This is a genomic window from Mycobacterium riyadhense (assembly GCF_963853645.1).
GTDB lineage: Bacteria > Actinomycetota > Actinomycetes > Mycobacteriales > Mycobacteriaceae > Mycobacterium > Mycobacterium riyadhense.
In genome coordinates, this window is record NZ_OY970456.1 from 812,737 (window position 1) to 837,752 (window position 25,016).

Genomic DNA, 25,016 nt, shown 5'->3' on the forward strand with positions numbered 1-25,016 from the left:
CGCAGCTACGGCCCGGCCAAATCCGTGGTGACCTGCGAGTATTCGATTACCGGTGGGTAGCTACTGAAACGGTTCAGTTAACCGTGCCTTTGCAAAGTTAGCAAAATCATGGAAAGTCGTTGCTCAAATTGGCAACGGAAATGGGTGGACCTGCATAGACGGGCTGTGCCATGGTCGTGGCAGCACACCAGTGAAGTTGAGCCTCTAGCACCGCTGGTTGGTGCGGCATCAGCGATTCAGCAAGCATGTTAAGGAGCATTCGATGTCTGTCGTTGGCACGCCTAAGAGCGCCGAGCAGATCCAGAAGGACTGGGACACCAACCCGCGCTGGAAGGGCATCACCCGTACCTATACGCCCGCCGAGGTGGTCGCGCTGCAGGGCAGCGTGGTCGAGGAGCACACCCTGGCCCGCCGCGGTGCCGAGGTCCTGTGGAGCCAGCTGCATGACCTGGAGTTCGTCAACGCGCTGGGCGCGCTGACCGGCAACATGGCCGTCCAGCAGGTGCGTGCCGGCCTGAAGGCCATCTACCTGTCGGGCTGGCAGGTCGCCGGCGACGCCAACCTTTCCGGCCACACCTACCCCGACCAGAGCCTGTACCCTGCCAACTCGGTGCCCCAGGTCGTCCGTCGCATCAACAACGCGCTGCTGCGCGCCGACGAGATCGCCAAGGTCGAGGGCGACACGTCCGTCGAGAACTGGCTGGCGCCGATCGTCGCCGACGGCGAGGCCGGCTTCGGCGGTGCGCTGAATGTCTACGAGCTGCAAAAGGCCATGATCGCCGCGGGCGTTGCCGGGTCGCACTGGGAAGACCAGCTCGCGTCGGAGAAGAAGTGTGGTCACCTCGGTGGCAAGGTGCTCATCCCGACCCAGCAGCACATTCGCACGCTGACCTCGGCTCGTCTGGCGGCCGACGTCGCCGACGTCCCGACCGTCGTGATCGCGCGCACCGATGCCGAGGCGGCCACGTTGATCACCTCCGACGTCGACGAGCGCGACCAGCCGTTCATCACCGGCGAGCGGACCAAGGAAGGGTTCTACCGGGTCCGCAACGGCCTGGAACCGTGCATCGCCCGCGCCAAGGCCTACGCGCCGTACTCCGACCTGATCTGGATGGAGACGGGCACCCCGGACCTCGACCTGGCCGCCAAGTTCGCCGAGGGCGTCAAGGCCGAGTTCCCGGACCAGATGCTGGCCTACAACTGCTCGCCGTCGTTCAACTGGAAGAAGCACCTTGACGACGCCACGATCGCCAAGTTCCAGAAGGAGCTCGGGGCGATGGGCTTCAAGTTCCAGTTCATCACCCTGGCCGGCTTCCACGCGCTGAACTACTCGATGTTCGATCTGGCCTACGGTTACGCCCGCAACCAGATGACCGCGTACGTCGAGCTGCAGGAGCGCGAGTTCGACGCCGAGGAGCGCGGCTACACCGCGACCAAGCATCAGCGCGAGGTGGGTGCCGGTTACTTCGACCGCATCGCCACCACAGTGGACCCGACTTCGTCGACCACCGCGCTGACCGGCTCCACCGAAGAGGGCCAATTCCACTGAGTTAGTCTGCCGAGCAGACGCAAAAACACCCTTTTGCGGCGCAAAAGTGGTGTTTTTGCGTCTGCTCGCGCAGTTGAGAGGAGCGGTGAGGGTGGCGATCCAGCGAGTAGGGGTTATTGGGGCCGGACAGATGGGATCCGGTATCGCCGAGGTGTCCGTGCGCGCCGGCGTCGACGTGACCGTGTTCGAGACCACCGAGGCGCTGATCACCGCCGGGCGCAACCGAATCGTGAAGTCGCTGGAGCGTGGCGTGAGCGCCGGCAAGGTCACCGAGCGTGAGCGCGACCGCGCCCTGGGCCAACTGACCTTCACCACCGACCTCGACGACCTGGCCGACCGGCAGCTGGTCATCGAGGCCGTCATCGAGGACGAGGCCGTCAAGGCCGAAATCTTCGCAAAGCTCGATCAGGTCGTCACCGATCCCGACGCAGTGCTGGCGTCGAACACCTCCAGCATCCCGATCATGAAGATCGCGGCGGCCACCAAGAATCCGCGGCGGGTGCTGGGTCTGCACTTCTTCAACCCGGTCCCGGTGCTGCCGCTGGTCGAACTGGTCAGCACGCTGGTGACCGATGAAGCCGCCGCCGCTCGCACCGAGGAGTTTGCCAGCACGGTGCTAGGCAAACAGGTGGTCCGTTGTTCGGATCGGTCCGGCTTTGTGGTCAACGCGCTGCTGGTGCCCTATCTGCTGTCGGCGATCCGGATGGTTGAGGCCGGGTTCGCCACCGTCGAAGACGTCGACAAGGCCGTTGTCGCCGGGTTATCGCATCCGATGGGCCCGTTGCGGCTTTCCGATCTAGTCGGTCTGGACACCCTCAAATTGATCGCGGACAAGTTGTACGAAGAATTCAAGGAACCACACTATGGGCCGCCACCGCTATTGCTGCGGATGGTCGAGGCCGGTCTATTGGGCAAGAAGTCCGGGCAGGGCTTCTACACGTACTGAATCCAGTTACTTTTCCATTGTGAACTGATCAATGTCGGTGTAACCCTCGCGGAATAGTTTCGCGCAGCCCGTCAGGTACTTCATATACCGGTCGTAAACCTTCTCCGACTGGATCGCAATCGCCTGGTCCCGCTTGGATTCGAGCGCCGCCGCCCACAGGTCCAGGGTTCGCGCGTAGTGCAGTTGCAAGGACTGGATCCGAGTCACCTTGAAGCCCGCCGCCCCGGCATGCTCTTCGACCGACGGGATGGTCGGTAGCCAGCCACCCGGGAAGATCTCCGCCAAGATGAACTGGGTGAAGTGAACGATTTCGTGGGTCAGCGGCAGGCCCTTCGCCCGGGCCTCTTTAAACGTGGGACGGGCGATGGTGTGCAGCAGCATGATGCCGTCGCTCGGCAAGACGTTGTAGGCCATCCTGAAGAAGCGCGGGTAGCGCTGGCGTCCGAAGTGCTCAAAGGCACCGATGGAGACGATACGGTCGACGGGCTCGTGGAACTTCTCCCAGCCCTCCAGCAGGACCCGCCGGCTCCGGGGGGTGTCCATCTCGTCGAACATCTTCTGGACATGGGCGGCCTGATTTTCCGACAGCGTCAGGCCCACGACGTTGACGTCATATTTCTCGAGGGCGCGTCGCATGGTGGCGCCCCAGCCGCAGCCGATGTCCAGTAGCGTCATCCCGGGCTCGAGCTTCAGCTTTCCCAGCGACAGGTCGACCTTAGCGACTTGCGCCTCTTCCAGTGTCATGTCGTCGCGCTCGAAGTAGGCGCAGCTGTAGGTCTGGCTGGGGTCGAGAAACAACCGGAAGAAATCGTCGGAGAGATCATAATGGGCTTGCACGTTCTCAAAATGCGGCGTGAGCTGCACGGACATTACGCTTCGAGCCTTTCTGTTTCCGGAGGCGAGCACAGCGCTTGGCAATGACGCACCCTGTTCTGCCCCCGATGCATCTCAAGCATGCTATCTGCTGGAAATAGTTCTAGCCGCATTCCGCGCGGCAATATCGGGTGGCCAAAATTCACCACATGCGCAGCACAATGCCGATCGTGAGACCCGCAACCAGCAGCGCACCGGCCCGGCGCACGTGCAGCCACGCCAGTGCGGCATACCACAGCGGCCACACCGGAAACTTCGGTGGTGGCTGGTCAGGCGGCTCTCGACGGAAGTACGGCCACACTTTGGCCAGCCGGGGCAGCGCCAGGCCGACTAGCAGCGCGGGCCACGCCATCGCCCCCATCGCGACGGCAACAACGACCAGTACATAGAAGCCGAGCATCATGGCCAACGTCACAATGCGGGCCCGCGCAGCGCCCAACAGCACCGGCAACGTGCGGATGCCGAGTGGTTGGTCGTAGGGGATCTTGTCGATGTGCTTGCCCATTAGCACCGTCGTGCACAACAGCCCGTAGGGAAGCGAGGCGAGCACCACCGTCCAGCCAACCTCGCCCACCGCGGAGTAGTACGTGCCGCATACCATCAGCGGGCCCCACACGACGAATACGTCGGGTTCGCCCAGACCGCGTTTCTTAAGTCGCAACGGTGGTGCGGTGTAAGCAACGCTCAAAGCGAATCCGCTGAGCGCAAACGCCGCCACGGGCCAGCCGCGAGCCCAAGTCAGCACGACGAGGATCGCCAAATCGGCGAGGTTCACCACGAGTATCGCCAGGCCCAGCGTGCGACGGCTGATCAAGCCGGACAACACCGGGTGCGGGGCGTAGCGAGCGCGGGGGTAGCTGGCGCTGTCGGAACCGACCTCGGTGTCGTACAGGTCGTTCATCAGGTTGTTGGAGATGTGCGCCAGCGTGATCCCGACGACCGCCAGGACCAGCCAGCGCCAGTCGAACCCAGGCTGACCTATCGCCAGTAGCGCCGCGACCAGGCCGGAGACCAAGGTCATCGGCAGCACGGCCGCGCGGGTTACGACGAGCCAGCGCGTCACCGCATCGATCGGCCCGTCGGGTGGCGGGTTGGTGGTGCCCAGTGCGTATGACCACGACTTCAGCCGTGAGCCCACGCTCAGCTCAGGCATCCCACCAGCCTAGACCGGTCCGGCAAGATCCCGCGGCGGCACGATCGGCGAGGGATGCGGTTGCTCCCGGAACTTCTCCAGCGATCCGCCGACCTCGACGATCCCGCACAGTGCATTCCAACTGAGCATGGTCAGGTAGTCGATCAGCTCGTCGCGGCTCATCCGCGGGTCCGACATCCACGAGTGGGTCGCCAGCTGCACTCCGCCGACAATCAGGTAGGCCCACGGCTCGGCCCCTCCGGTGTCCATCCCGGCCTGCTGCATGCGCCGGCGCATCATTACCGCGAGCATGCGGGCGATGATCCGCTCGGAGTCCGCGATCACCTTGCTTTTGCTGGCCGAACTGTTGGCCATCACGAACCGATACGGCTCGGGTTCGTCCGCCACAGTGTCGACATACACCCGGATTATTTCGCGGGCCAGGTCGAAACCGTCCAGGTCGGACATCAGCGCCGCGGCCATATTGGGAATCAGCGTGGTCTGGGTGAAGCGCATCATCACAGCGGTCGTCAGGTCGTTCTTGTCGACGAAATACCGGTAGAGCACCGTCTTGGAGACCCCGATCTCAGCGGCTATCTCGTCCATGCTCAGGAAGCGGCCGTGCCGGCGAATGGCCACGATCGTGCCATCCACTAACTCATTGCGCCGCTCGACTTTGTGCTGATGCCAGCGCCGTTTGCGCCCATCCGTCTTCACTGTCACGGCCGGGATACGCTCCGCCACTCTCGCCGATTCCCATTCACTAGACGACTTGATACTACGGCGTGTGGCGGCGCTTTTGGCGTAGCGGCGGTGTGTGCAGAAGTGCTCCGGCAACAGGTGGAGTCACATTAACTGAGCATTCCGATAGCGGATGATGGTGTGGTGGCACATAGAGCCTTCCCCGCCGGCGGATCGCCGGGCCCACCGCCCCCGAGGACACGCGTGTCCTTCGCGGAGTCATTCGCCGGGGCCGATCCGGAGGCCGACGCGCAGCGGCGGACTGCGCTGCGCCGGATGAAAGTGGTCGCCCTGAGCTTCCTGGTCGGCGCCACGGTGGTGTTCCTCGCCTGCCGTTGGGCGCAGGCGCACGGCGCCGCGCCACTGTGGGTCGGCTACCTCGGCGCCGCCGCGGAGGCCGGCATGGTGGGCGCCCTGGCGGACTGGTTCGCCGTCACAGCTCTGTTCAAGCATCCGCTGGGCATCCCGATCCCGCACACCGCCATCATCAAACGCAAGAAAGACCAGCTCGGCGAGGGCTTGGGCAGCTTTGTGCGAGAGAACTTCCTATCCGCGGAGGTTGTGGAGACCAAGCTGCGTAATGCGCAGGTGCCGAGCCGCCTGGGCAAGTGGTTGTCCGAACCCGTGCATGCCCAGCGAGTGGCGAGCGAGACGGCCACGGTGTTGCGGGTGCTGGTCGAGCTACTGCGCGATGAGGACGTCCAGCACGTGATCGACCGGATGATCGTGCGCCGCGTCGCCGAACCGCAATGGGGTCCGCCGGCGGGCCGGCTGCTGCAGACGCTGCTGGCCGAGAACAGGCAGGAGGCTCTGATCCAGCTGCTGGCCGACCGGGCGTTTCAGTGGTCGCTGAACGCGGGCGTGGTCATCCAACGTGTGGTCGAGCGCGATTCGCCGACATGGTCGCCGCGATTCATCGACCACCTGGTCGGCGACCGCATCCACCGCGAATTGATGGACTTCACCGACAAGGTGCGCCGCAACCCCAACCACGAATTGCGCCGTTCGGCGACCCGGTTCCTGTTCGAATTCGCCGACGACCTGCAGCACGACCCGGCGACGATTGCGCGCGCCGACGCGATCAAAGAGCAACTGATGGCGCGCGACGAGATCGCCAACGCCGCCGCGACGGCGTGGAAGACGCTCAAACGGTTGGTGCTCGAGGGCGTCGACGATCCGTCCAGCGCGCTGCGCACCCGGATTGCCGACGCGGTGATCCGAATCGGGGAATCGCTGCGCGATGATGCCGAACTACGGGACAAGGTGGAGAACTGGATGGTGCGCGCCGCGCAGCAGCTGGTCTCGCAATATGGGGTGGAGATCACCGCGATCATCACCGAGACGATCGAGCGTTGGGACGCCCAGGAAGCCAGTCGGCGCATCGAACTGCACGTCGGTCGTGACTTGCAGTTCATTCGGATCAACGGGACCGTGGTAGGGGCGCTGGCAGGTCTGGTGATCTACGCCGTCGCGCAGCTGTTGTTCTGAAAGGGTGCTAACAAAGCGCTTGCAAAAGCAAGCACCTGTACGTAACCTGGTGTCCGTAACCGACCACGCTGACGCAAGGAGTGCTCCAAATGCCACCGGAGGAGAAGCTGGGCGCCAAGGTGTCCCACAAAGCCTCCGACATCGGCAGCTTCATCAGGTCGCAGCGCGAGACGGCCCAGGTTTCGATGCGCCAACTCGCCGAGCGGTCCGGGGTCAGCAACCCGTACCTAAGCCAGGTCGAGCGGGGACTGCGCAAGCCGTCCGCCGACGTCCTAGCCCAGATCGCCAAGGCGCTGCGAGTTTCCGCCGAGGTCCTCTATGTGCGGGCCGGGATTCTCGAGCCCAGCGAGTCCAGTCAGGTGCGCGACGCGATCATCACCGATACGGCGATCACCGAGCGTCAGAAGCAGGTTCTGCTGGACATTTATGCGTCATTTAGCCAACAAAACGAAACCCAACAAAACGAAACCCAACAGAACGAGACCCAACGGAACGAAGCGAACCGCGAGGAGTGTCCGAGCGATCCGGCATCGAACGATTGAATAGGCCGTTTGCCGACTGCAGTGGCGCAATCGGTTGCGGGGCTTTACATGTCGCATGAGTCACCGCGATTGCGTCTAGATCACCGGCTGTCGGGTTATCCAAGAGGAAGGGAAGTCGGGCCGGCAGTGTAAGGACTTCGCTCGGCGGCGCCCAGAGACACAACCCACCACGAGCTCGAACCAGCAACCCGACCCGACGAACCAGGAGGTTTCCCGCAAGTCGCGTGCACTGTCAATCCGCGGGTCTTGACGAGTCCTGTTCGCAGGAGCCGACGCTTGCCCCTACTTCCAGACCACAGATCGAATAACGCCGATAACGAAGAAACAATGAAAGGAAACACCATGGCCGAAAATTCGAACATAGAGGACCTGAAGGCTCCGTTGCTTGCTGCGCTGGGCGCCGCCGATTTGGCCCTGGCCACCGTCAACGACCTGATCGCCAACCTGCGTGAGCGCGCCGAGGAGACCCGCTCGGACACCCGTACCCGCGTTGAGGAGAGCCGTGCTCGCCTGACCACGCTGCGTGAGGACCTGCCCGAGCAGATCACCGAGTTGCGCGAGCGCTTCACCGCCGACGAGCTGCGCAAGGCCGCGGAGGGTTACCTTGAGGCCGCCACCACCCGGTACAACGAGCTGGTCGAGCGCGGCGAGGCCGCTCTGGAGCGGCTGCGCAGCCAGCCGGGCTTCGAGGACGCGTCGGCGCGCGCCGAGGGCTATGTGGACCAGGCTGTCGAGCTGACCCAGGAGGCCCTGGGGACGGTCGCCTCGCAAACCCGCGCCGTGGGTGAGCGTGCCGCCAAGCTGGTCGGCATCGAGCTGCCCAAGAAGGCCCAAGCCAAGAAGGCCCCGGCCAAGAAGGCTGCACCGGCAAAGAAGGCGGCCCCGGCCAAGAAGGCTCCCGCGAAGAAGGCAGCGGCCAAGAAGGTCACCCAGAAGTAGTTCGGACCTGCACTAATCGACTCCGAGTCGCCCTCAGGGCGACTCGGAGTCGACGTGTTGGACGAAACCCGCATAGTCTTAATGCGTGAACCACCTCGTGGGTACCGTCATGTTGGTCTTGCAGATCGCCGTCTTGGTGACGGCCGTGTACGCGTTTGTGCACGCGGCGCTGCAGCGGCCCGACGCCTATACCGCCGCCGACAAGCTGACCAAGCCGGTGTGGTTGGTGATCCTTGGCGTAGCGGTCGCGCTGACCTCCATCCTGGGCTTCGTTTTCGGCGTGCTCGGGATGGTTATTGCCGCCTGCGCGGCCGGCGTGTATCTGGTCGATGTGCGGCCTAAGCTTCTTGAAATTCAAGGTAAGTCGCGCTAACGGATGAAAGCGGTGGTGGCCGCGCCGGCGGCCGTGGTTGTCGCGCTCCTAGCGGCGGCACCCGCCGTCGGCGATCCCGATGCCGGCGTGTCGAGTTCGACACCGTCTCCGCCGTTTATCGACCACACCGAATGGACGCAGTGGGGTGGTCAGAATCTGACCAGCCTGCGGGTCTTTCCGACGCCATCGGGGCGCGTGGCCTCACGACGGCCCGCAATAACTGCGGCCGTCGACGAGGCCTGGGCCGAGGTGCTCGCCCGCTCACCGAACGCCGACACCGCCGGCATGCGCGCACAGTTCGTCTGCCATTGGCGGCTCGCCGAAATCGCAGAACCCGGCAAGACCAGCTGGAACCTCGAGCCGTGGCGGCCGGTCGTTGACGACGCCGAGATGTTCGCGTCCAGCTGCAACCCAGGTAGCCCAGAAGAACCGTTTTAGTGCCCAGTCCACCTACGCGCGAGCAGCTGGCGGCATTGGTCGACCACACCCTGCTCAAACCCGAGGCAACCCACGCCGACGTGGCTGCCCTGGTTGGCGAGGCCGTCGAGCTGGGGGTCTATGCGGTGTGCGTGTCGCCGTCGATGGTGCCGGCCGCGGTCCAAGCCGGCCACCCAAGCGGCAAGGTACGGGTCGCGGCGGTCGCGGGGTTCCCGTCGGGCAAGCATCTGTCCGCCGTCAAGGCTCTAGAGGCGGCCGAGGCGGTGGCGTCCGGTGCGGCTGAGATCGACATGGTCATCGACGTGGGTGCCGCGCTGGCCGGAGCCTTCGATGCCGTGCGCTCCGACATTGAGGCGGTGCGGGCGGCTGCGGCCGGCGCCGTGCTCAAGGTGATCGTGGAGTCGGCGGTGCTGCTTGCCCAGGCAAACGCGCAGACGCTGACCGACGTGTGTCGCGCCGCCGAGGACGCCGGCGCGGACTTCGTGAAGACCTCGACCGGGTTTCATCCCGCCGGCGGGGCAACGCTGCGTGCCGTCGCGTTGATGACCGAGACGGTTGGTGGGCGGCTGGGGGTCAAGGCCAGCGGTGGCATCCGCACGGCCGCCGATGCGATCGCGATGCTGGACGCTGGCGCCACCAGGCTGGGCCTGTCCGGCACTCGAGTTGTCCTCGACGGACTCGGGCCGGCCTGACCGCGTCTTTAGAGGTTGGCGAAGCAGGGGTTCTGGCCGCCGCTGGGGATGGTGGCGTTACGGGTGGAGAAGTGGCTCACCACGCCGGTCGAGGTGACCTGCACGCTGTCGGCGTGGATCCCCATCGGATAGTTCTTGGTCAGGTTGCCCGTGAACTCGTTGAGCGTCGACTGCACTGACTCCTTCGGCAACGAGAAGCCCAACGTGTTGAAAGTGACGATCTGCAGCTCGATGCCCTTGCCGGAGACCACCGGCTTGGCGACGATGTCGTTGAGCATGCCCTTCAACTCGATCGTGCCGTCGCTGGGGTGAGTGGTCACGCTGTTGGTGACGAACTCGCCCAGAATTGGAATCGCGTTTTGCACCGACTGCTTGATGCCGTCGGATGACCAAGTGATGGTGGCGTCCAGCGCGCCGAGCGTGCCCTTGGAGTCGGCGGCGTCTTTGAGCTGAACGTTTTGGATGGTCAGTCGCAGCTTCATGCCTTTGGCGTCGCGGATCTGGTTACCCGCCGTCTCCACCGAGATGTTGGTGTAGTGGCGCGTGGCAACCTGCCACAGCACCAGCGGCGCCACCCCGAACGACGCGGTGGCTTGGTCCTTGACCTCGCATGCCACCGCTGCGGCGACCTTGCTGTTGGCTTGGTTGCGAACGTAGAGCTCGGCGCCGATCAGCCCGGCGAGAACAAGCGAGAACACGATGATGAGAACCAGAACGACCGACAGTGGGTCGCGACGCCGGCGTCGTTTGGTTTTTCCGGGTTCCGGTTCTTGCGTCGGTGCGGCGAGCGGTGTCGTTCGGTTCGCGGATCGGCTGGCTGCGGCTGGGTTTCCGGGTCGCTGAGCGTCGGCATTGGCTGCGGTCAAGGGCTGGGTTTCTTGCGGCACCTGGCTAGCCGCGGTCGCAGCTTCCTGGCCACGGCTAGCTTCGGGCGCGCCCTGATGCAGCCTTCCGCCGGTGGGAGTGCCCGGCGCCGGAGGTCGACCGAGAGGGCCTTGACTGCCCGGACGCGCCCACGCCGACGGATCGCTCGGTGGTCCTTGTGGATTCGTCACCCCCGCGATTCTGCCCTATCAAGCTGAGCAAAGCTTGAGCGGTTGCGCAGCACGGCGATCTTGTCACGGGCCGCAGTGACGCTGTCGACGTCGATCTCGCCGACCACCAGTTGTGGGTGGGCTCCGGCCGACGCGACCACCTCGCCGAGCGGCGAGGCCAACAGGCTGCCGCCGACTCCGGTTGGTGCCCCGGCAGTGGACAACGCCGCACCGGGGTCCGCTTGGCCGACTGCGGCGACGTAGCTCATCGAGTCCAGTGCCCGCGCCCGAGCCAGCAACCTCCATTGCTCGAGCTTGCCGGGACCCGAGCCCCAGGACGCGCAGATGACGATCAACTGGGCGCCCCGATCGGCCAACTCCGTATAGAGCGCTGGAAACCGAATGTCGTAGCAGACGGTCAACCCCACTGCGACGTCATCGACCGACACCACCACCGGATCGTGCCCCGGCGCCACGGTGCGCGACTCGGTGAACCCGAACGCGTCGTAGAGGTGAATCTTGTGATAGTGGGCGTCCGGTTGATTGGGTGTGCCCGGTCCGGCCGCGATCAGAGTGTTTGTCACCCGTCCGTCGCCGGCAGGAGCGAACATGCCGGCGATCACGGTGATTTCCGCGTCGGTTGCGATCCGGCGGACACCGTCTGCCCAGGGCCCGTCGACGGGTTCGGCGATCGGTAGTAGCGGAACCCCGAACCGACACATGGTTGCCTCCGGGAACACCACCAACGCCGCGCCCGCGTCGGCGGCCCGCTCGGCGTACTCGCGCACCAACCGCAGATTCTCGGCAGGGTCGGTGCCGCTGAGGATTTGCGCCAGTGCGATCCGCATGTGCGCCAGCCTAGAAGTCGCTCAGACGTTGTTGGCGATCCACTTCGTGGTGAAGCGTTGTTCGAGCGCCACCAGCTCGCGCAATTGGGCGCCGATGAGCTTTTCCACCTTGCCCCCGATAAGGGGGATCCGCGCCTGGACGGTGAGCTGCCCCGACAGCCGGGAGCCTCCCGATTCGCCGACGGGAGACAGCACGCCAGTTCCCCACACGTTCACCGGAGTTCGTTCGACCGATGCCCGAACCGACAACGTAGTGAACCCATCGTTGACCGGGCCCCAGGCCTCCTCCCGCCGTATGCACAGGTCGCCGCGATGCAACTGGGTGACCAGGCCGGGCAGGTTATGGCTATGCACCGTCTGGACGGTGACTACCTCGATGGTGCCGTCGGTTCCGGACTCGCCACCGATGCGCAGCAACTCAACGGACGCGACGTCGGCCGGGACTTCGGCCAGCCTGGCCGTCCAGTAGTCCGTCTCGTGGAAAGCCCGGTGGATTTCTTCGACGCTGCCCTCGAAGTCGGCCGACATGTCGAATGAACGCGGCATAGCAGGTGAGGCTACCGTTACGGGCCGTGGTCGGTTCGCTGTTTGCCGGTGCTCATGTCGCCGAGTCGGTGCCCCTGGCGCCGTTGACGACGCTGCGCGTCGGGCCCGTCGCACGGCGTGTAATCACGTGCGCCAGTACCGATCAGGTGGTCGCGGTGTTGCGGCAGCTCGACGCCGATGCCCGTGCCGAGGGCAGTCGCCGCCCGCTCGTGTTTGCTGGCGGTTCCAATCTGGTGATCGGCGATATTGGCGATCTGACCGTGGTCCGGTTGCTGAACGACGGCATCACTGTCGACGGCAACCTGGTCCGCGCCGAGGCGGGCGCGGTTTGGGACGACGTGGTGGTCCGGGCCATCGAGCACGGCCTGGGCGGGTTGGAATGTATGTCCGGAATCCCCGGATCGGCCGGGGCCACCCCGGTGCAGAACGTGGGGGCTTACGGCGCAGAGGTGTCCGACACCATCACCCGGGTGCGGCTGCTGGATCGCAGCAGCGGTGCGGTGAGCTGGATACCTGCCGACAGACTGCGCTTTGGTTACCGCACCAGTGTATTGAAGCAAGCTGACGGGCTTTCGCTGCCCGCTGTCGTCCTGGAAGTGGAGTTCGCGCTGGATTCGTCGGGCCGCAGCGCGCCATTGCGCTACGGCGAGTTGACGGTCGCGCTGGGCGTGTCCAGCGGCGAGCGCGCCGACCCGCAAGCGGTGCGGGCGGCGGTGCTGGCGTTGCGGGCGGGCAAGGGCATGGTGCTCGACGCGGCCGACCACGACACCTGGAGCGTGGGTTCGTTCTTCACCAACCCGGTGGTGGGCCCGGACGTCTACCAACGGCTGGCCACCGACATGGATGGGCCGGTACCGAACTATCCGGCACCCAATGGAGTCAAGCTGGCGGCCGGCTGGCTGGTGGAGCGGGCCGGCTTCGGCAAAGGGTATCCGCATGACGAAAATGCGCCGTGCCGACTGTCCACCAAGCACGCGCTGGCGTTGACAAACCGGGGCACCGCCACCGCCGAGGACGTCATGGTACTGGCGCGCACCGTCCGCGACGGGGTTCGTGATGTGTTTGGTATCACACTGAGACCCGAACCTATCCTGGTCGGCTGCAGTTTGTAGCTGCAATTTTCGTTCTGGCGTACCCCCGGCGCGGTTCTCGGTGGCGGGGGAGTGGGCGTTTCGCCCGGTATCTTTGAGTCTCGTGAGCACATCCAGCACCCCCCAAAACCAGGGGCCGATCAGCCGGCGCCTGGCTTTGACGGCCCTTGGGGTCGGCGTGCTTGCACCCAACGTGCTGGCCGCTTGCGCCGGCAAGGTCATCAAACAGTCCGAGAAAAAGGCGCCCCCGTCGCCCCGCCTGACGTTCCAGCCCAACGATGCCGCCGAGGATGTGGTGCCGGTCGCGCCGATCAGCGTCGAAGTGGGCGACGGGTGGTTTCAGCGGGTTGCGCTGACGAACTCGGCGGGCAAGGTCGTCGCCGGCGCATACAACCAGGATCGGACCGTCTACACGATCACCGAGCCGCTGGGCTATGACACGACGTACAACTGGGCCGGTTCGGCCGTCGGCCACGACGGTAAGGCCATTCCGGTGGCGGGCAAGTTCACCACCGTGACGCCCACGAAGAAGATCGATGGCGGTTTCCAGCTGGCCGACGGTCAGACCGTGGGGATCGCGGCGCCGATCATCATCCAATTCGATTCACCAATTAGCGACAAGGCCGCCGTCGAGCGGGCGCTCACCGTCACCACCAACCCGCCTGTCGAGGGCAGCTGGGCCTGGCTGCCCGACGAGGCTAAGGGCGCGCGCGTCCATTACCGTCCCCGCGAGTATTACCCGGCGGGTACCACCGTCAACGTCGACGCCAAGTTGTACGGGCTGCCGTTCGGCGACGGCGCGTACGGCCTGCAGGACATGTCGTTGAGCATCCAGATCGGTCGACGGCAGGTGGTCAAGGCCGAGGTCTCGTCGCACCGGATCCAGGTCGTCACCGACGCCGGCGTCATCATGGACTTCCCGTGCAGCTACGGCGAGGCCGACAAGGCGCGCAATGTCACCCGCAACGGCATCCACGTGGTCACCGAGAAGTACGCCGACTTCTACATGTCCAACCCGGCCGCCGGCTACAGCAACGTGCACGAACGATGGGCGGTGCGGATCTCCAACAACGGCGAGTTCATCCACGCCAACCCGATGAGCGCCGGCGCTCAGGGCAATAGCAACGTCACCAACGGCTGCATCAACCTGTCGACGGAGAACGCCGCGGAGTACTTCCAAACCGCCATCTACGGAGACCCCGTCGAGGTGACGGGCAGCTCGATCCAGCTGTCCTACTCCGACGGCGACATCTGGGACTGGGCCGTGGACTGGGACACCTGGGTGTCGATGTCGGCGCTGCCGCGGCCCACCCGCACTCCGGGGACCCAGATCCCCGTCACCGCGCCGGCCACACCATCGACGGCGCCCACCTTGTCGGGCACGCCCACCACTACCTCAGGTCCGGGTGGTTAGCCCGACGGGTCGCTGACGCCTGGTCGCGCGGCCGGACGATGATCTGGTCCAGGTTGACGTGCGAAGGCCGCGACGCTACGAACCCGATCACCTCGGCGATGTCGGCGGCCACCAGCGGTGTCATGCCCTGATACACCGCGTCCGCGCGTTGTTGGTCGCCGTCGAAACGGACCAGGGAGAACTCGGTCTCGACCGCGCCCGGGGCGATCTCGGTGAGCCGCACCGGCTTTCCCAGCAGCTCGCCGCGCAGCGTGCGGTGCAACGCCCCCTGCGCATGCTTTGCCGCGGTGTAGCCGGCGCCGCCGTCGTAGGTCTCCAGCGCGGCGATCGAGGTGACGGTGACAACCAGGCCGTCACCGGACTCGATCAGCTTGGGCAACAGCGCGCGGGTTACCCGCAGGGTGCCGAGCACGTTGGTCTCCCACATCCAGCGCCAGTGCTCCAAGTCGGCGTCGGCGACGAATTCCAGCCCCTTTGCGCCACCGGCGTTGTTGACCAGCACGTCAACCCGACTCAAGCTGCGTGCCAGGGCCTCGACCGCCGCGTCGTCGGTGACGTCGGTCACAGCGGCTGTGCCGCCGATCTCGTCGGCCAGGGCGCTGATACGGTCTGCCCGGCGTGCCACCGCAACCACGTGAAACCCTTGGGCGGCAAGGGTTCTGGCGGTTGCCTCGCCGATTCCGGAACTGGCACCGGTGATTACCGCAACCCGGTGGGGCGCGTCGGCTGTCGTCATCGGAATAACTCTAATAACCGTGCTAAATTTCTCGGTGTGCACCACAGCGCCTTGTTCAACACCACGACCGCGTGTCTTTTCGCGGCGGGTGCGTGTTGTTGCCGCGCAACTTGCCGCGCCTGACCCAACAACGTCAGGTGCGGCCAAGGAACCGGCCAGTGAACTAGGACCTAAGGACACCCGTGCACTCACCTACCCTCACCCCGCAATCCGCAATCCGTCGCAAGCTCCAGGCGCGGCCCCATCGCCACGTTGTGCCGCCGTCCTTGCACCTGGCTGAATCCGCGGCGGCGGCAGTCTTTCGGGCCGTGCGGTTACGTGGCCCGGTCGGACGCGACGTCATCGCCAAGGTCACGTCGCTGAGCATCGCTACGGTTAACCGTCAAGTGATCGCGCTACTGGAGGCCGGCCTGCTACGGGAGCGCGCCGATTTGGCGATTTCCGGAGCCATCGGGCGGCCGCGGGTGCCCGTGGAGGTCAACCACGAACCGTTTGTGACGCTCGGTATTCACATCGGTGCGCGGACCACGAGCATCGTGGCCACCGACCTGTTCGGTCGCACCCTCGACACCGTCGAAACGCCGACGCCGCTCAATCCGGCCGGCACCGCGCTGGCCGCGCTGGCCGATAGTGCCTGCCGGTACCTGAGGCGCTGGCATCGGCGCCGGCCGCTGTGGGTTGGTGTGTCGATCGGTGGTGTTGTCGACAGCGCTACCGGTCATGTCGATCATCCGCGACTGGGCTGGCGACAAGCGCCGGTCGGACCCGTGCTGGCCGATGTGCTGGGTCTGCCGGTGTCGGTGGCGTCCCACGTCGACGCGATGGCAGGAGCTGAACTGCTGCTCGGCATGCGGCGTTTCTCGCCCACCTCGCCGACCAGCCTGTACGTCTACGCCCGCGAAACCGTGGGCTATGCGCTGGTGATCGGTGGACGGGTGCACTGCCCGGCCAGCGGCCCAGGCACCATCGCGGCCCTGCCGGCCCACTCGGAGCTGCTCGGCGGGACCGGGCAGCTGGAATCCACCGTCAGCGACGAAGCGGTGTTGGCCGCTGCCCGTCGACTCCGGATCATGCCGGGCGTCGGCCCAGCCACCCGCACCGGCGGGTCGGCTACCGCCATCACCGACCTGCTGCGGGTGGCTCGTGCCGGCAACCGGCAGGCCAAGGATCTGCTGGCGGAGCGGGCCCGGGTGCTTGGCGAGGCCGTCGCGTTGCTGCGCGACCTGCTCAACCCCGACGAGCTGGTGGTCGGTGGCCAGGCGTTCACCGAGTATCCGGAGGGCATGGAGCAGGTGGAGGCGGCTTTCGCCGCGCGCTCGGTGCTGCCGCCGCGCGATATTCGCGTCACCGCTTTCGGCAACCGGGTGCAGGAAGCCGGGGCGGGCGTGGTGTCGCTGGGCGGGTTGTATGCCGATCCGTTGGGTGCGATGCGGCGCTCGGGGGCCCTCGAGACTCGGCTACCGGATACCGAGGCTGTTGCCGAGTAGCGACCGGCTCTCGTGCAGTGTCCTGTAAACATGGGAGTGTGCGCCCCGACCCGATTGTGACGGACCCGCGCCGGGTGGCGCTGCTGGCGGTGCACACGTCGCCGCTCGCCCAGCCGGGCATCGGTGACGCCGGCGGCATGAACGTCTACGTGTTGCAGAGCGCGCTGCACCTGGCCCGCCGGGGCATTGATGTGGAGATCTTCACCCGGGCCACGGCGTCCGCGGATCCGCCGCTCGTGCAGGTCGCGCCCGGCGTGCTGGTGCGCAATGTGGTTGCGGGGCCATTTGAGGGTCTGGACAAATACGACCTACCGACCCAGCTGTGTGCGTTCGCCGCCGGGGTGCTGCGTGCCGAAGCCGCCCACGAACCCGGCTACTACGACATCGTGCACTCGCACTACTGGCTGTCCGGTCAGGTCGGCTGGCTGGCCCGTGATCGCTGGGCGGTGCCGTTGGTACATACCGCGCACACGCTCGCCGCCGTGAAGAACGCGGCGTTGGCCCACGGCGACACCCCCGAGCCGCCACTGCGTACCGTCGGCGAACAGCAGGTTGTCGACGAGGCGGATCGGCTCATCGTCAACACCGAAGATGAAGCACAACAATTGATTTCGATCCATCACGCCGATCCGACGCGCATCGACGTGGTCCATCCCGGCGTTGACCTGGACGTGTTCCGTCCGGGCAATCGGCGGGCGGCCCGGGAGGCGTTGGGGCTCGGGTTGGACGAACAGGTGGTCGCCTTCGTTGGACGGATCCAGCCCCTGAAGGCGCCCGACATTGTGCTACGCGCCGCGGCGAAATTGCCGGGCGTGCGCATCATCGTGGCTGGCGGACCGTCGGGCAGCGGTCTGTCCTCGCCGGACGGACTGGTTGGGCTCGCCGACGAACTCGGCATCACGACGCGGGTGGCGTTCCTGCCGCCGCAGTCGCGCGCCGATCTGACGACACTGTTCCAGGCCGCCGATCTGGTTGCGGTGCCGAGCTATTCGGAGTCGTTTGGCCTGGTCGCCGTCGAAGCGCAGGCGTGTGGCACGCCGGTGGTGGCGGCCGCGGTGGGGGGACTGCCGGTGGCGGTGCGCGACGGGATCACCGGCACCTTGGTGTCGGGGCATGACGTCGATCGGTGGGCGGATGCGATCGATCATCTGCTGCGGCTCGGCGCGGGCCCACAGGGATGGGCAATGAGCCACGCAGCGGCCAAGCACGCGGCCAACTTCTCCTGGGAGCACACCACCGATGCGCTGCTGAGCAGCTACCGCCGCGCGATCGGCGACTTCAATGCCGAGCGCCGGGCAGCAGGCGGTGAGGTGATTTCGGATCTGGCGGCAGCGCGCAAGCCGCGGCGTTGGACCCCGCGACGTGGGGTAGGCGCATGAGTTCCACTGTGCAGCGGGTGATCGAGGCTGCGCTGCAGGCCAGCCGGCTGCAGTACGCCAAACACCCGGGCGCCCATGGAGGGCCGTCGGGGCTGATCGTGGAGTTGCCCGGAGAGCGCAAACTGAAGACCAACACCATCTTGAGCATCGGCGAGCATTCGGTGCGCGTTGAGGCGTTCGTATGTCGCAAGCCCGACGAGAACCACGAGGGTGTCTATCGGTTCCTGCTCAAGCGCAACCGACGGCTCTACGGAGTGGCCTACACGCTGGACAACGTCGGCGACATCTATCTGGTGGGCCGGATGTCACTGGCCTCGGTCGACGCCGACGAGATCGACCGGGTGCTCGGGCAGGTGCTCGAAGCGGTGGATTCGGACTTTAATACGTTGCTGGAGTTGGGTTTTCGCTCGTCGATCCAAAAGGAATGGGAGTGGCGGATATCCCGTGGGGAGTCGCTGAAGAACCTGGAGGCCTTCGCGCACCTGATCGACACCGAAGACGACGATGCAGAGCGCGAAGCGCGATGAGAAGGAGTCGAGCAATCGACACCGAAGACGACGATGCAGAGCGCGAAGCGCGATGAGAAGGAGTCGAGCAATCGACACCGAAGACGACGATGCAGAGCGCGAAGCGCGATGAGAAGGAGTCGAGCAATCGACACCGAAGACGACGAGCCTGCGTGAGAGACTTGCCGGCATGGGTGACACTGCCACGCTGGTTCTGCTGCGCCACGGCGAAAGCGACTGGAATGCCCTCAACCTGTTCACCGGCTGGGTCGACGTAGGCCTGACCGAGAAGGGCCAGGCGGAGGCGGTGCGCAGCGGCGAGCTGTTGGCCGAACACGACTTGCTGCCCGATGTGCTCTACACGTCGCTGTTGCGGCGCGCCATCACCACCGCGCATCTGGCGCTGGACCGCGCCGACCGGCTGTGGGTTCCGGTGCGGCGCAGCTGGCGGCTCAACGAGCGCCACTACGGCGCGCTGCAGGGTCTGGACAAGGCGGAGACCAAGGCCCGCTACGGCGACGAGCAGTTCATGGCGTGGCGCCGCAGCTACGACACCCCGCCGCCGCCGATCGAGAAGGGCAGCAAGTTCAGCCAGGATGCCGACCCCCGCTACGCCGACATCGGCGGCGGCCCGCTGACCGAATGCCTGGCCGACGTGGTATCCCGGTTTCTGCCGTACTTCACCGACGTCATCGTTGGTGACCTGCGGGCCGGCAAGACGGTGCTCATCGTCGCCCACGGAAATTCGTTGCGTGCGCTCGTCAAGCACCTGGATCAGATGTCGGACGACGAGATCGTCGGGCTGAACATCCCCACCGGCATTCCATTGCGTTATGACCTGGATGCTCAGTTGCGGCCGGTGGTAGGTGGGGGCAGCTATCTCGACCCTGAGGCAGCGGCCGCCGGTGCCGCCGCGGTGGCCAGTCAGGGAGCCGGCAAAGCGTGATTCGTGGCGCCGATAGAGCGGTTGGCTAAACATCACGTGAACAGCAGTCGAATACCTGTAGCGAAGTATGTGACTTGTCCGAATTTGGCCTCGCTCAGCTAGGGCGGCGTTCACCCGATTTGTAGGATTTTGCTTGTGACTGTGTTCTCGGCACTGTTGCTGGCCGCGGTCCTGTCCGCGGCGGCACTGGCCGTAGGCGTCGCGGCTGGAACCAGGCTGTCGTCGCGGATTGTTCAACGCCGGCAACGAGTGGCCACCGAGTCGACGGGAATCACCGTCGCACAGATGCTGCAACGAATCGTCGCGCTGATGCCGGTGGGCGTGGCGGTTGTGGATAGCCATCGCGACGTCGTTTATCTCAACGATCGCGCCAGGGAGTTAGGCCTGGTGCGCGACCGTCAGCTCGACGACCAGGCTTGGCAGGCCGCAAAGCAGGCGCTGAGCGGCGACGAGGTTGAGTTCGATCTGCCACCAGGCAAGCGTCCCTCTGGGCGATCCGGGCTGGCGGTGCATGGGCAAGCCCGATTGCTTAGTGAGGAGGACCGCCGATTCGCGGTGGTCTTCGCCAATGACCACTCTGACTATGCCCGCATGGAGGCGACGCGGCGTGACTTTGTGGCCAACGTCAGCCACGAGCTCAAGACCCCGGTTGGTGCGATGGCCCTGCTCGCCGAGGCGCTGCTGGCATCGGCGGATGACTCCGACACCGTTCGCCGGTTCGCCGAAAAAGTGCTCATTGAGGCCAATCGACTGGGCGACATGGTTGCCGAGCTGATCGAGCTGTCCCGACTGCAGGGCGCCGAACGGTTGTCCAACGTGACCGATGTTGACGTCGATACCATTGTGTCCGAAGCGATTTCGCGTCACAAGGTGGCCGCCGACAACGCCCGCATCGATGTTCGTACCGACGCGCCGAGCGGGTTGCGGGTGCTGGGCGACCAAACATTGCTGGTGACGGCGCTGGCCAACCTGGTGTCCAATGCGATCGCATATTCGCCCCCAGGGTCGCCGGTGTCGATCAGCCGCCGCAGGAGAGGCGACAACATCGAGATCGCCGTCACCGACCGGGGCATCGGCATCGCTCTCGAAGACCAGGAGCGGGTCTTCGAGCGGTTCTTCCGCGGAGACAAGGCCCGGTCGCGGGCGACCGGCGGCAGCGGACTGGGGCTGGCCATCGTCAAACACGTCGCCGCCAACCACAACGGCACCATCGGCGTGTGGAGCAAGCCGGGAACCGGATCGACATTCACGTTGTCCATCCCGGCATCAAGCGCGGCCACGGCGCCGGACCACGTGGAGCCCGAGGGCGACGACGAACAACCCGAACAATCGCAACGGCGCGACGTGCGGCCCAACCGGTCACAACGAGAGGAAGAGCTAAGTCGATGACCCGCGCTAATGAGGAGGAGTGGGGCTGATGACCCGCGCTAACGACGATGCAGAGCGAAGCGATGAGGAGGCGTTGCGCAGATGACGAGTGTGCTGATCGTAGAGGACGAGGAGTCGTTGGCCGATCCGTTGGCGTTTCTGCTGCGCAAGGAGGGCTTTGAGGCCACGGTGGTGACCGATGGTCCCGCGGCGCTCGCCGAGTTCGACCGGGCTGGCGCCGACATCGTGTTGCTCGACTTGATGCTGCCAGGGATGTCGGGAACTGATGTGTGCAAGCAGCTGCGTGCCCGTTGCAGCGTGCCGGTGATCATGGTGACCGCTCGGGACAGCGAGATTGACAAGGTGGTCGGCCTGGAACTCGGTGCCGACGATTACGTGACCAAGCCCTATTCGGCACGCGAGTTGATCGCACGGATCCGGGCGGTGCTGCGCCGTGGTGGCGACGACGACTCCGAAATCGGCGATGGCGTCCTGGAATCCGGGCCGGTCCGGATGGACGTCGAACGCCATGTCGTCTCGGTGAACGGTGACACCATTACGTTGCCGCTGAAGGAATTCGACCTACTGGAATACCTGATGCGCAACAGTGGGCGGGTGCTGACCCGCGGACAGCTGATCGATCGGGTCTGGGGTGCGGACTACGTCGGCGACACCAAGACGCTCGACGTCCACGTCAAGCGGTTGCGGTCCAAGATCGAGGCCGATCCGGCCAATCCGGTGCACCTGGTGACGGTGCGGGGCTTGGGTTACAAGCTCGAGGGCTAGCGGGCGCCGACGATCTGGTCGGCGACCGCTAACGCCATCGCCATGATCGACACCTGCGGGTTCACCTCCGGGCAGCTGGGCAGGATTGACGCGTCGGCAACCCACACACCGTTGACGCCGCGCAGCCGGCCGGTCTCGTCGACCGGACAGAACTGCTCGTCGGCGCCGGCGGCCGCCGTGCCCGTGGGATGGAAGGCAGCCAGGTGCAGGCTGCGGGGGTGAGTTTGCCGCAACACGTCCTGCAGCGCGGGGAACGAGGTTGCGGTCATCGCGCCGGGCAGGCCGGTGAGCACCTCGACGGCGCCGGCGGCGAAGAGCAGCCGACCGATAGCCTCCTGCGCCACCCGCAACTTGGCGAGGTCGGCCTGGGCGATGTGGTACCGCACCAGCGTTTCGCCGCGCACCGCCAGCACCGAGCCGACGCCCTGATCGGCCACCAGCGCACCGAAGGTCGCGACCTGGGGTGCCCGGTCGAGCCAGCGCAGCAGCTCGGCTCCGTAGCCGGGGAAGATCATCGACCCCATGCCGGGCGGCGTTGAGGTCGCTTCGATCAGCACGCCGTCGGACTCGTGAAACTCGTGCACCGCAGCGCTTTGGAGCACGCCGCGCCACGCGTAAACATCGTCGTCGAAGCGCCCGGCGAGCATCGTCGCTGGATGCACCGCGAGGTTCCGGCCGAGCCGCGGATGTCCACCAAGGCCGCTGCGCCGCAACAGACCTGGCGTCTCGGTAGCACCGGCGGCCACCACGACGGCCTCGGCGAGCACGTCGATCGCGGTCCCATCAGGCCGGCGGGCACGCACCCCGCGAGCCCGTCCATATTCGTGCAGCACCCGTTCGACCCGCGCCTGCGAAACGATCCGCGCGCCGGCCGCGCAGGCCTGAGGCAGGGCGTTGAGGTGTACGCCGAATTTGGCGTTGCGCGGGCAGCCGATCGCGCACTGGCAGCAGCCTTCACAACCGGGCGCATTGCGCGGAATGGGAGCCGCTTGCCAGCCCAGCGACTTGGCGGCGTCCAGCAGCAGGTTCCCGTTGCGGCCCATGACGTCCAGCGGCACGGGCGCGACGCGCAGAGTGCGCTCCACCTCGTCAAGTTGGCCGGCCAACCGGTCCGGGTCGGCTAGCCCGAGGCCGAATTCGTCGCGCCAACGTCGCTGCACGGCAAGTGGCGGCCGGTAGCAGGTGCCGGAGTTGATGACGGTGGTGCCGCCGACCGCCCGCCCCATCGGTAGCATCACCGCCGGACGCCCCAGTGCGACGGTTGCCCCGGCGCCGCGGTACAGGCCGGAAAAGCGGTCGATTGGGTGGGTGGTACGGAATTCCTCGACCGTCCAGCGCCGCCCCTCTTCGAGCACAACGGTGTTCATGCCTGCCCGTGTCAGGGTGCGCGCCACCATCGCGCCGCCGGCGCCGGAGCCGACGACCACGGCATCGGTGGTAACGACGGACGGGCTCTCGCTCGACGAGGTGACGTTCAAGGCCGCGTCGGGGCGCGCAACGTCGTGTTGCTGCGCGCGGGAGAGCAATTCCTGCGCATAGGTGTCTGCGCCGTTGGCCAGCAGCACGATGGCCTTCAAGCCGTCCACGGCCGCGCCGGCATCCGGGCTCAGCACGGCGACCCGACGCAGCACCAGTTCCCGCTCGGCGGGCCCGAGCCGCGACAGCGATCGGCCGGTGGTCAGGTAGCTCGCCGCGGCCAGTGACAGCAGACCGACACGCACCGCCAGCCGCGAGGAGGTAGGCATTCGCATGACGTAGCGGTCGACGCGCTCGACCAACTCGGCCGCCGACGGACCGCCGCGCTCCTCGGGTAGTAACGCGGTGCCGAACGAAGCGGTAGCCCGATCGGCGAGACGGCTCATTTGCGGCGTCCGAGCCGCCGCCCGAGTTTGAGGAAAAACGGGTAGGTGGCGAAAATGGCGCCGGCCGTCGCGTGCAGCGGCCACTCGGCTTGCTCGGTCTCCACGCTGAAAACGCCGCTGTTCCACATGAAGTCGCGGCCGTTCTGCGAGCGGAACGGCCGCCAGAGCAGTCCTAGCCCGGGCACGTTGTTGTAGAGCCCAAACGATCCGGCGAAGAAGACGCCGAGGGTGGCCGCTTCGGCGACGTCGCGCCGCTCTTCGGGCAGCCGGCGCTCGATGAGCAGTCCAGCGATGACCAGCAGCGGTGGGTCGAGGGCGAAACTCACGACGGCGTCCTTTCGTTGACGGCCGGCGCGTGGGCGCCGCGCAGGCCGACTTCGGCGTGCCCGGTGCCCAGCACCGACCAGTGCCGGTCGTCGATATCGATATGGATGTCGGCCTGCTCGGTGTTGGTGCACACCGCTTTTCCCCCATCGGGATCGGTGTATTGCAGGCTCACACACCGCTCGGGCGGTTGGTCGACGCGGATCAGCACCTCGCGGCCGCCGATGCGCCCCTCCAGCTGCCAATGCTGCAAGCCGAGCGTGGTCCGCATCCGTAGCGACGGCAAAGTGCTTGCGGGCCAGTCTTTTCCGTCGATGCGGAAGCGAACGAACGCCATCGGCGCAAGCCGGCGTAGACCGGGTTTGTGCGAGACGGCGGTTACTGCTTCCACCACGTCGCCGTCACCGAGGTCGGCATGGATCCATCCCCAGCGCTTGGCGTTGCCGTGCCCGTAGATGTGGGCAACGCCGCCGCGCCAGCCGCCGACGGAATGGATTGTGTCGTCGACGGTCAGTGAGCCCGTGAAGTCGGCGGTGGGGGCCAGCACCACCTGGGCGCCCGGCAGCAGCTCGCGTTCCCACGCCACACATGGAAATGTCCACAGTGGCGCCGTCGGGTCCTTCCAGGACAGCTCCCATGCCAGGGATCCCGCCCGCCCGGTCAGCTCGTGCGGCCCCACTCGTGCCCCCGCGTTGTCGAACCAGGCTGCCCCGGTCGCGGGCTGAGCGGGCTCCGGTCCGAAGCGCTCGGTGCGCGGCGTGCCGTCGGGTGGAAACCAGGTTGTCCAGCCGTGGGCATACGGAACACCGGAGGTCGGGGCGACGGTCTCGCAGTGAACCCAGAGGCCGGCACGGGTCAGCGGATTCGAGAGGGTGGCGTACCAAACCTCCAACCGGCCGGCCTTACCCCGCCAACGCGGCGCGCTGGCCGAGCGCAGTTCATCGTCCACCCGGCCAGCCTACTATATTGGTTGAGC

25 protein-coding genes and 1 pseudogene are annotated in these 25,016 nt (G+C 66.1%); 16 read left to right on the forward strand and 10 right to left on the reverse strand.

Going from position 1 to position 25,016, the window contains the following annotated elements; all coding sequences use genetic code 11:
- The first annotated feature begins 262 nt into the window (after positions 1-262).
- Both aceA and AADZ78_RS03600 read left to right on the forward strand, forming a co-directional pair.
- Positions 263-1,549: an isocitrate lyase gene (gene aceA, locus AADZ78_RS03595; protein WP_085248387.1), complete on the forward strand. Its 1,287-nt coding sequence runs from the start codon at positions 263-265 to the stop codon at positions 1,547-1,549.
- Between the two features lie 85 nt (positions 1,550-1,634).
- Complete coding sequence (locus AADZ78_RS03600) at positions 1,635-2,495, forward strand: 3-hydroxybutyryl-CoA dehydrogenase (protein ID WP_139828459.1); 861 nt, start codon at positions 1,635-1,637, stop codon at positions 2,493-2,495.
- A gap of 6 nt (positions 2,496-2,501) precedes the next feature.
- Here the strand turns inward: AADZ78_RS03600 and pcaA are convergent, their stop codons facing one another.
- From pcaA to AADZ78_RS03615, 3 genes are all read right to left on the reverse strand, one after another.
- Positions 2,502-3,365: a cyclopropane mycolic acid synthase PcaA gene (gene pcaA / locus AADZ78_RS03605; protein ID WP_085248303.1), complete on the reverse strand. Its 864-nt coding sequence runs from the start codon at positions 3,363-3,365 to the stop codon at positions 2,502-2,504.
- A gap of 145 nt (positions 3,366-3,510) precedes the next feature.
- A complete protein-coding gene (locus AADZ78_RS03610) occupies positions 3,511-4,521 on the reverse strand; it encodes a prenyltransferase (protein WP_085248304.1) in 1,011 nt (336 codons plus the stop codon).
- A 9-nt stretch (positions 4,522-4,530) separates the two neighbouring features.
- Positions 4,531-5,244: a TetR/AcrR family transcriptional regulator gene (locus AADZ78_RS03615; protein ID WP_085248306.1), complete on the reverse strand. Its 714-nt coding sequence runs from the start codon at positions 5,242-5,244 to the stop codon at positions 4,531-4,533.
- Positions 5,245-5,382: 138 nt separating this feature from the next.
- Here AADZ78_RS03615 and AADZ78_RS03620 point away from each other — a divergent pair, with 138 nt between their 5' ends.
- The 6 genes from AADZ78_RS03620 to deoC all read left to right on the forward strand — a co-directional run bounded on the left by AADZ78_RS03620 (position 5,383) and on the right by deoC (position 9,713).
- Positions 5,383-6,729, forward strand: a complete 1,347-nt coding sequence (locus AADZ78_RS03620) for a DUF445 domain-containing protein (protein ID WP_085248308.1) — start codon at positions 5,383-5,385, stop codon at positions 6,727-6,729.
- 89 nt (positions 6,730-6,818) lie between these two features.
- Positions 6,819-7,271: a helix-turn-helix domain-containing protein gene (locus AADZ78_RS03625; RefSeq protein ID WP_085248310.1), complete on the forward strand. Its 453-nt coding sequence runs from the start codon at positions 6,819-6,821 to the stop codon at positions 7,269-7,271.
- A gap of 342 nt (positions 7,272-7,613) precedes the next feature.
- Positions 7,614-8,210, forward strand: a complete 597-nt coding sequence (gene hbhA, locus AADZ78_RS03630; RefSeq protein WP_085248391.1) for a heparin-binding hemagglutinin HbhA — start codon at positions 7,614-7,616, stop codon at positions 8,208-8,210.
- Positions 8,211-8,295: 85 nt separating this feature from the next.
- Entirely contained in the window at positions 8,296-8,583 is a 288-nt protein-coding gene (locus tag AADZ78_RS03635; RefSeq protein WP_085248312.1) for a DUF2516 family protein, read from the forward strand.
- Positions 8,584-8,586: 3 nt separating this feature from the next.
- Positions 8,587-9,021 (forward strand): DUF2599 domain-containing protein, encoded by a 435-nt coding sequence (locus AADZ78_RS03640; protein ID WP_085248314.1) that lies wholly within the window; start codon positions 8,587-8,589, stop codon positions 9,019-9,021.
- On the forward strand, positions 9,021-9,713 hold the full coding sequence (gene deoC / locus AADZ78_RS03645) for a deoxyribose-phosphate aldolase (protein ID WP_085248316.1): 693 nt from the start codon (positions 9,021-9,023) through the stop codon (positions 9,711-9,713). Before AADZ78_RS03640 ends, deoC begins: the two co-directional genes overlap by 1 nt.
- Positions 9,714-9,721: 8 nt before the next feature.
- Here the strand turns inward: deoC and AADZ78_RS03650 are convergent, their stop codons facing one another.
- From AADZ78_RS03650 to AADZ78_RS03660, 3 genes are read right to left on the reverse strand one after another with little or no spacing between them, the layout of a single operon-like run.
- The gene (locus AADZ78_RS03650; RefSeq protein ID WP_085248318.1) at positions 9,722-10,768 is read right to left on the reverse strand and encodes a DUF2993 domain-containing protein; all 1,047 of its coding nucleotides are present in this window, start codon (positions 10,766-10,768) and stop codon (positions 9,722-9,724) included.
- Positions 10,765-11,595, reverse strand: a complete 831-nt coding sequence (locus AADZ78_RS03655) for a carbon-nitrogen hydrolase family protein (RefSeq protein ID WP_085248320.1) — start codon at positions 11,593-11,595, stop codon at positions 10,765-10,767. Before AADZ78_RS03655 ends, AADZ78_RS03650 begins: the two co-directional genes overlap by 4 nt.
- Before the next feature lie 21 nt (positions 11,596-11,616).
- Positions 11,617-12,141 (reverse strand): DUF2505 domain-containing protein, encoded by a 525-nt coding sequence (locus tag AADZ78_RS03660; protein WP_085248322.1) that lies wholly within the window; start codon positions 12,139-12,141, stop codon positions 11,617-11,619.
- A gap of 5 nt (positions 12,142-12,146) precedes the next feature.
- Here AADZ78_RS03660 and AADZ78_RS03665 point away from each other — a divergent pair, with 5 nt between their 5' ends.
- Together AADZ78_RS03665 and AADZ78_RS03670 are read left to right on the forward strand one after the other, a co-directional pair.
- Positions 12,147-13,253: a UDP-N-acetylmuramate dehydrogenase gene (locus AADZ78_RS03665; protein ID WP_085248323.1), complete on the forward strand. Its 1,107-nt coding sequence runs from the start codon at positions 12,147-12,149 to the stop codon at positions 13,251-13,253.
- A 40-nt stretch (positions 13,254-13,293) separates the two neighbouring features.
- Positions 13,294-14,646: a L,D-transpeptidase gene (locus AADZ78_RS03670; protein ID WP_204080344.1), complete on the forward strand. Its 1,353-nt coding sequence runs from the start codon at positions 13,294-13,296 to the stop codon at positions 14,644-14,646.
- Here the strand turns inward: AADZ78_RS03670 and AADZ78_RS03675 are convergent.
- The gene (locus AADZ78_RS03675; protein WP_085248327.1) at positions 14,624-15,382 is read right to left on the reverse strand and encodes an SDR family NAD(P)-dependent oxidoreductase; all 759 of its coding nucleotides are present in this window, start codon (positions 15,380-15,382) and stop codon (positions 14,624-14,626) included. The two genes, AADZ78_RS03670 and AADZ78_RS03675, sit on opposite strands and share 23 nt — an antisense overlap.
- 182 nt (positions 15,383-15,564) lie before the next feature.
- Here AADZ78_RS03675 and AADZ78_RS03680 point away from each other — a divergent pair, with 182 nt between their 5' ends.
- The 6 genes and pseudogenes from AADZ78_RS03680 to regX all read left to right on the forward strand — a co-directional run bounded on the left by AADZ78_RS03680 (position 15,565) and on the right by regX (position 21,854).
- Positions 15,565-16,869, forward strand: coding sequence for an ROK family protein (locus AADZ78_RS03680; protein ID WP_085248329.1), 1,305 nt, complete (start codon positions 15,565-15,567; stop codon positions 16,867-16,869).
- Between the two features lie 38 nt (positions 16,870-16,907).
- Entirely contained in the window at positions 16,908-18,248 is a 1,341-nt protein-coding gene (gene mshA / locus AADZ78_RS03685; protein ID WP_204080342.1) for a D-inositol-3-phosphate glycosyltransferase, read from the forward strand.
- Positions 18,245-18,782: pseudogene (locus AADZ78_RS03690) on the forward strand (YbjN domain-containing protein); the annotation flags it as partial. The gene mshA and the pseudogene AADZ78_RS03690, both read left to right, overlap by 4 nt.
- Before the next feature lie 162 nt (positions 18,783-18,944).
- Positions 18,945-19,700: a phosphoglyceromutase gene (locus AADZ78_RS03695; protein WP_085248333.1), complete on the forward strand. Its 756-nt coding sequence runs from the start codon at positions 18,945-18,947 to the stop codon at positions 19,698-19,700.
- A 135-nt stretch (positions 19,701-19,835) separates the two neighbouring features.
- Positions 19,836-21,089, forward strand: coding sequence for a sensor histidine kinase (locus AADZ78_RS03700; RefSeq protein ID WP_139828461.1), 1,254 nt, complete (start codon positions 19,836-19,838; stop codon positions 21,087-21,089).
- Positions 21,090-21,170: 81 nt separating this feature from the next.
- On the forward strand, positions 21,171-21,854 hold the full coding sequence (gene regX, locus AADZ78_RS03705) for a two-component sensory transduction protein RegX (RefSeq protein ID WP_085248335.1): 684 nt from the start codon (positions 21,171-21,173) through the stop codon (positions 21,852-21,854).
- On the opposite strand, the gene AADZ78_RS03710 is transcribed toward regX, so the two are convergent.
- Genes AADZ78_RS03710 through AADZ78_RS03720 form a run of 3 tightly spaced genes read right to left on the reverse strand, consistent with a single transcriptional unit; the run spans position 21,851 to position 24,989 of the window.
- Complete coding sequence (locus tag AADZ78_RS03710) at positions 21,851-23,716, reverse strand: GMC family oxidoreductase (protein WP_085248337.1); 1,866 nt, start codon at positions 23,714-23,716, stop codon at positions 21,851-21,853. The two genes, regX and AADZ78_RS03710, sit on opposite strands and share 4 nt — an antisense overlap.
- Complete coding sequence (locus AADZ78_RS03715) at positions 23,713-24,042, reverse strand: hypothetical protein (protein WP_085248339.1); 330 nt, start codon at positions 24,040-24,042, stop codon at positions 23,713-23,715. The genes AADZ78_RS03710 and AADZ78_RS03715 overlap by 4 nt, the downstream gene beginning before the upstream one ends.
- Entirely contained in the window at positions 24,039-24,989 is a 951-nt protein-coding gene (locus AADZ78_RS03720) for a hypothetical protein (protein ID WP_085248341.1), read from the reverse strand. Before AADZ78_RS03720 ends, AADZ78_RS03715 begins: the two co-directional genes overlap by 4 nt.
- Positions 24,990-25,016: the final 27 nt, after the last annotated feature.

Coding starts and splice junctions, on each gene's coding strand:
- pcaA (WP_085248303.1), bottom strand. CDS start 3,365: ATGTCCGTGCAGCTCACGCCGCATTTTGAGAACGTGCAAGCCCATTAT.
- AADZ78_RS03675 (WP_085248327.1), bottom strand. CDS start 15,382: ATGACGACAGCCGACGCGCCCCACCGGGTTGCGGTAATCACCGGTGCC.
- aceA (WP_085248387.1), top strand. CDS start 263: ATGTCTGTCGTTGGCACGCCTAAGAGCGCCGAGCAGATCCAGAAGGAC.
- regX (WP_085248335.1), top strand. CDS start 21,171: ATGACGAGTGTGCTGATCGTAGAGGACGAGGAGTCGTTGGCCGATCCG.
- AADZ78_RS03695 (WP_085248333.1), top strand. CDS start 18,945: ATGGGTGACACTGCCACGCTGGTTCTGCTGCGCCACGGCGAAAGCGAC.
- AADZ78_RS03660 (WP_085248322.1), bottom strand. CDS start 12,141: ATGCCGCGTTCATTCGACATGTCGGCCGACTTCGAGGGCAGCGTCGAA.
- AADZ78_RS03710 (WP_085248337.1), bottom strand. CDS start 23,716: ATGAGCCGTCTCGCCGATCGGGCTACCGCTTCGTTCGGCACCGCGTTA.
- AADZ78_RS03610 (WP_085248304.1), bottom strand. CDS start 4,521: ATGCCTGAGCTGAGCGTGGGCTCACGGCTGAAGTCGTGGTCATACGCA.
- AADZ78_RS03655 (WP_085248320.1), bottom strand. CDS start 11,595: ATGCGGATCGCACTGGCGCAAATCCTCAGCGGCACCGACCCTGCCGAG.
- AADZ78_RS03625 (WP_085248310.1), top strand. CDS start 6,819: ATGCCACCGGAGGAGAAGCTGGGCGCCAAGGTGTCCCACAAAGCCTCC.
- hbhA (WP_085248391.1), top strand. CDS start 7,614: ATGGCCGAAAATTCGAACATAGAGGACCTGAAGGCTCCGTTGCTTGCT.
- AADZ78_RS03640 (WP_085248314.1), top strand. CDS start 8,587: ATGAAAGCGGTGGTGGCCGCGCCGGCGGCCGTGGTTGTCGCGCTCCTA.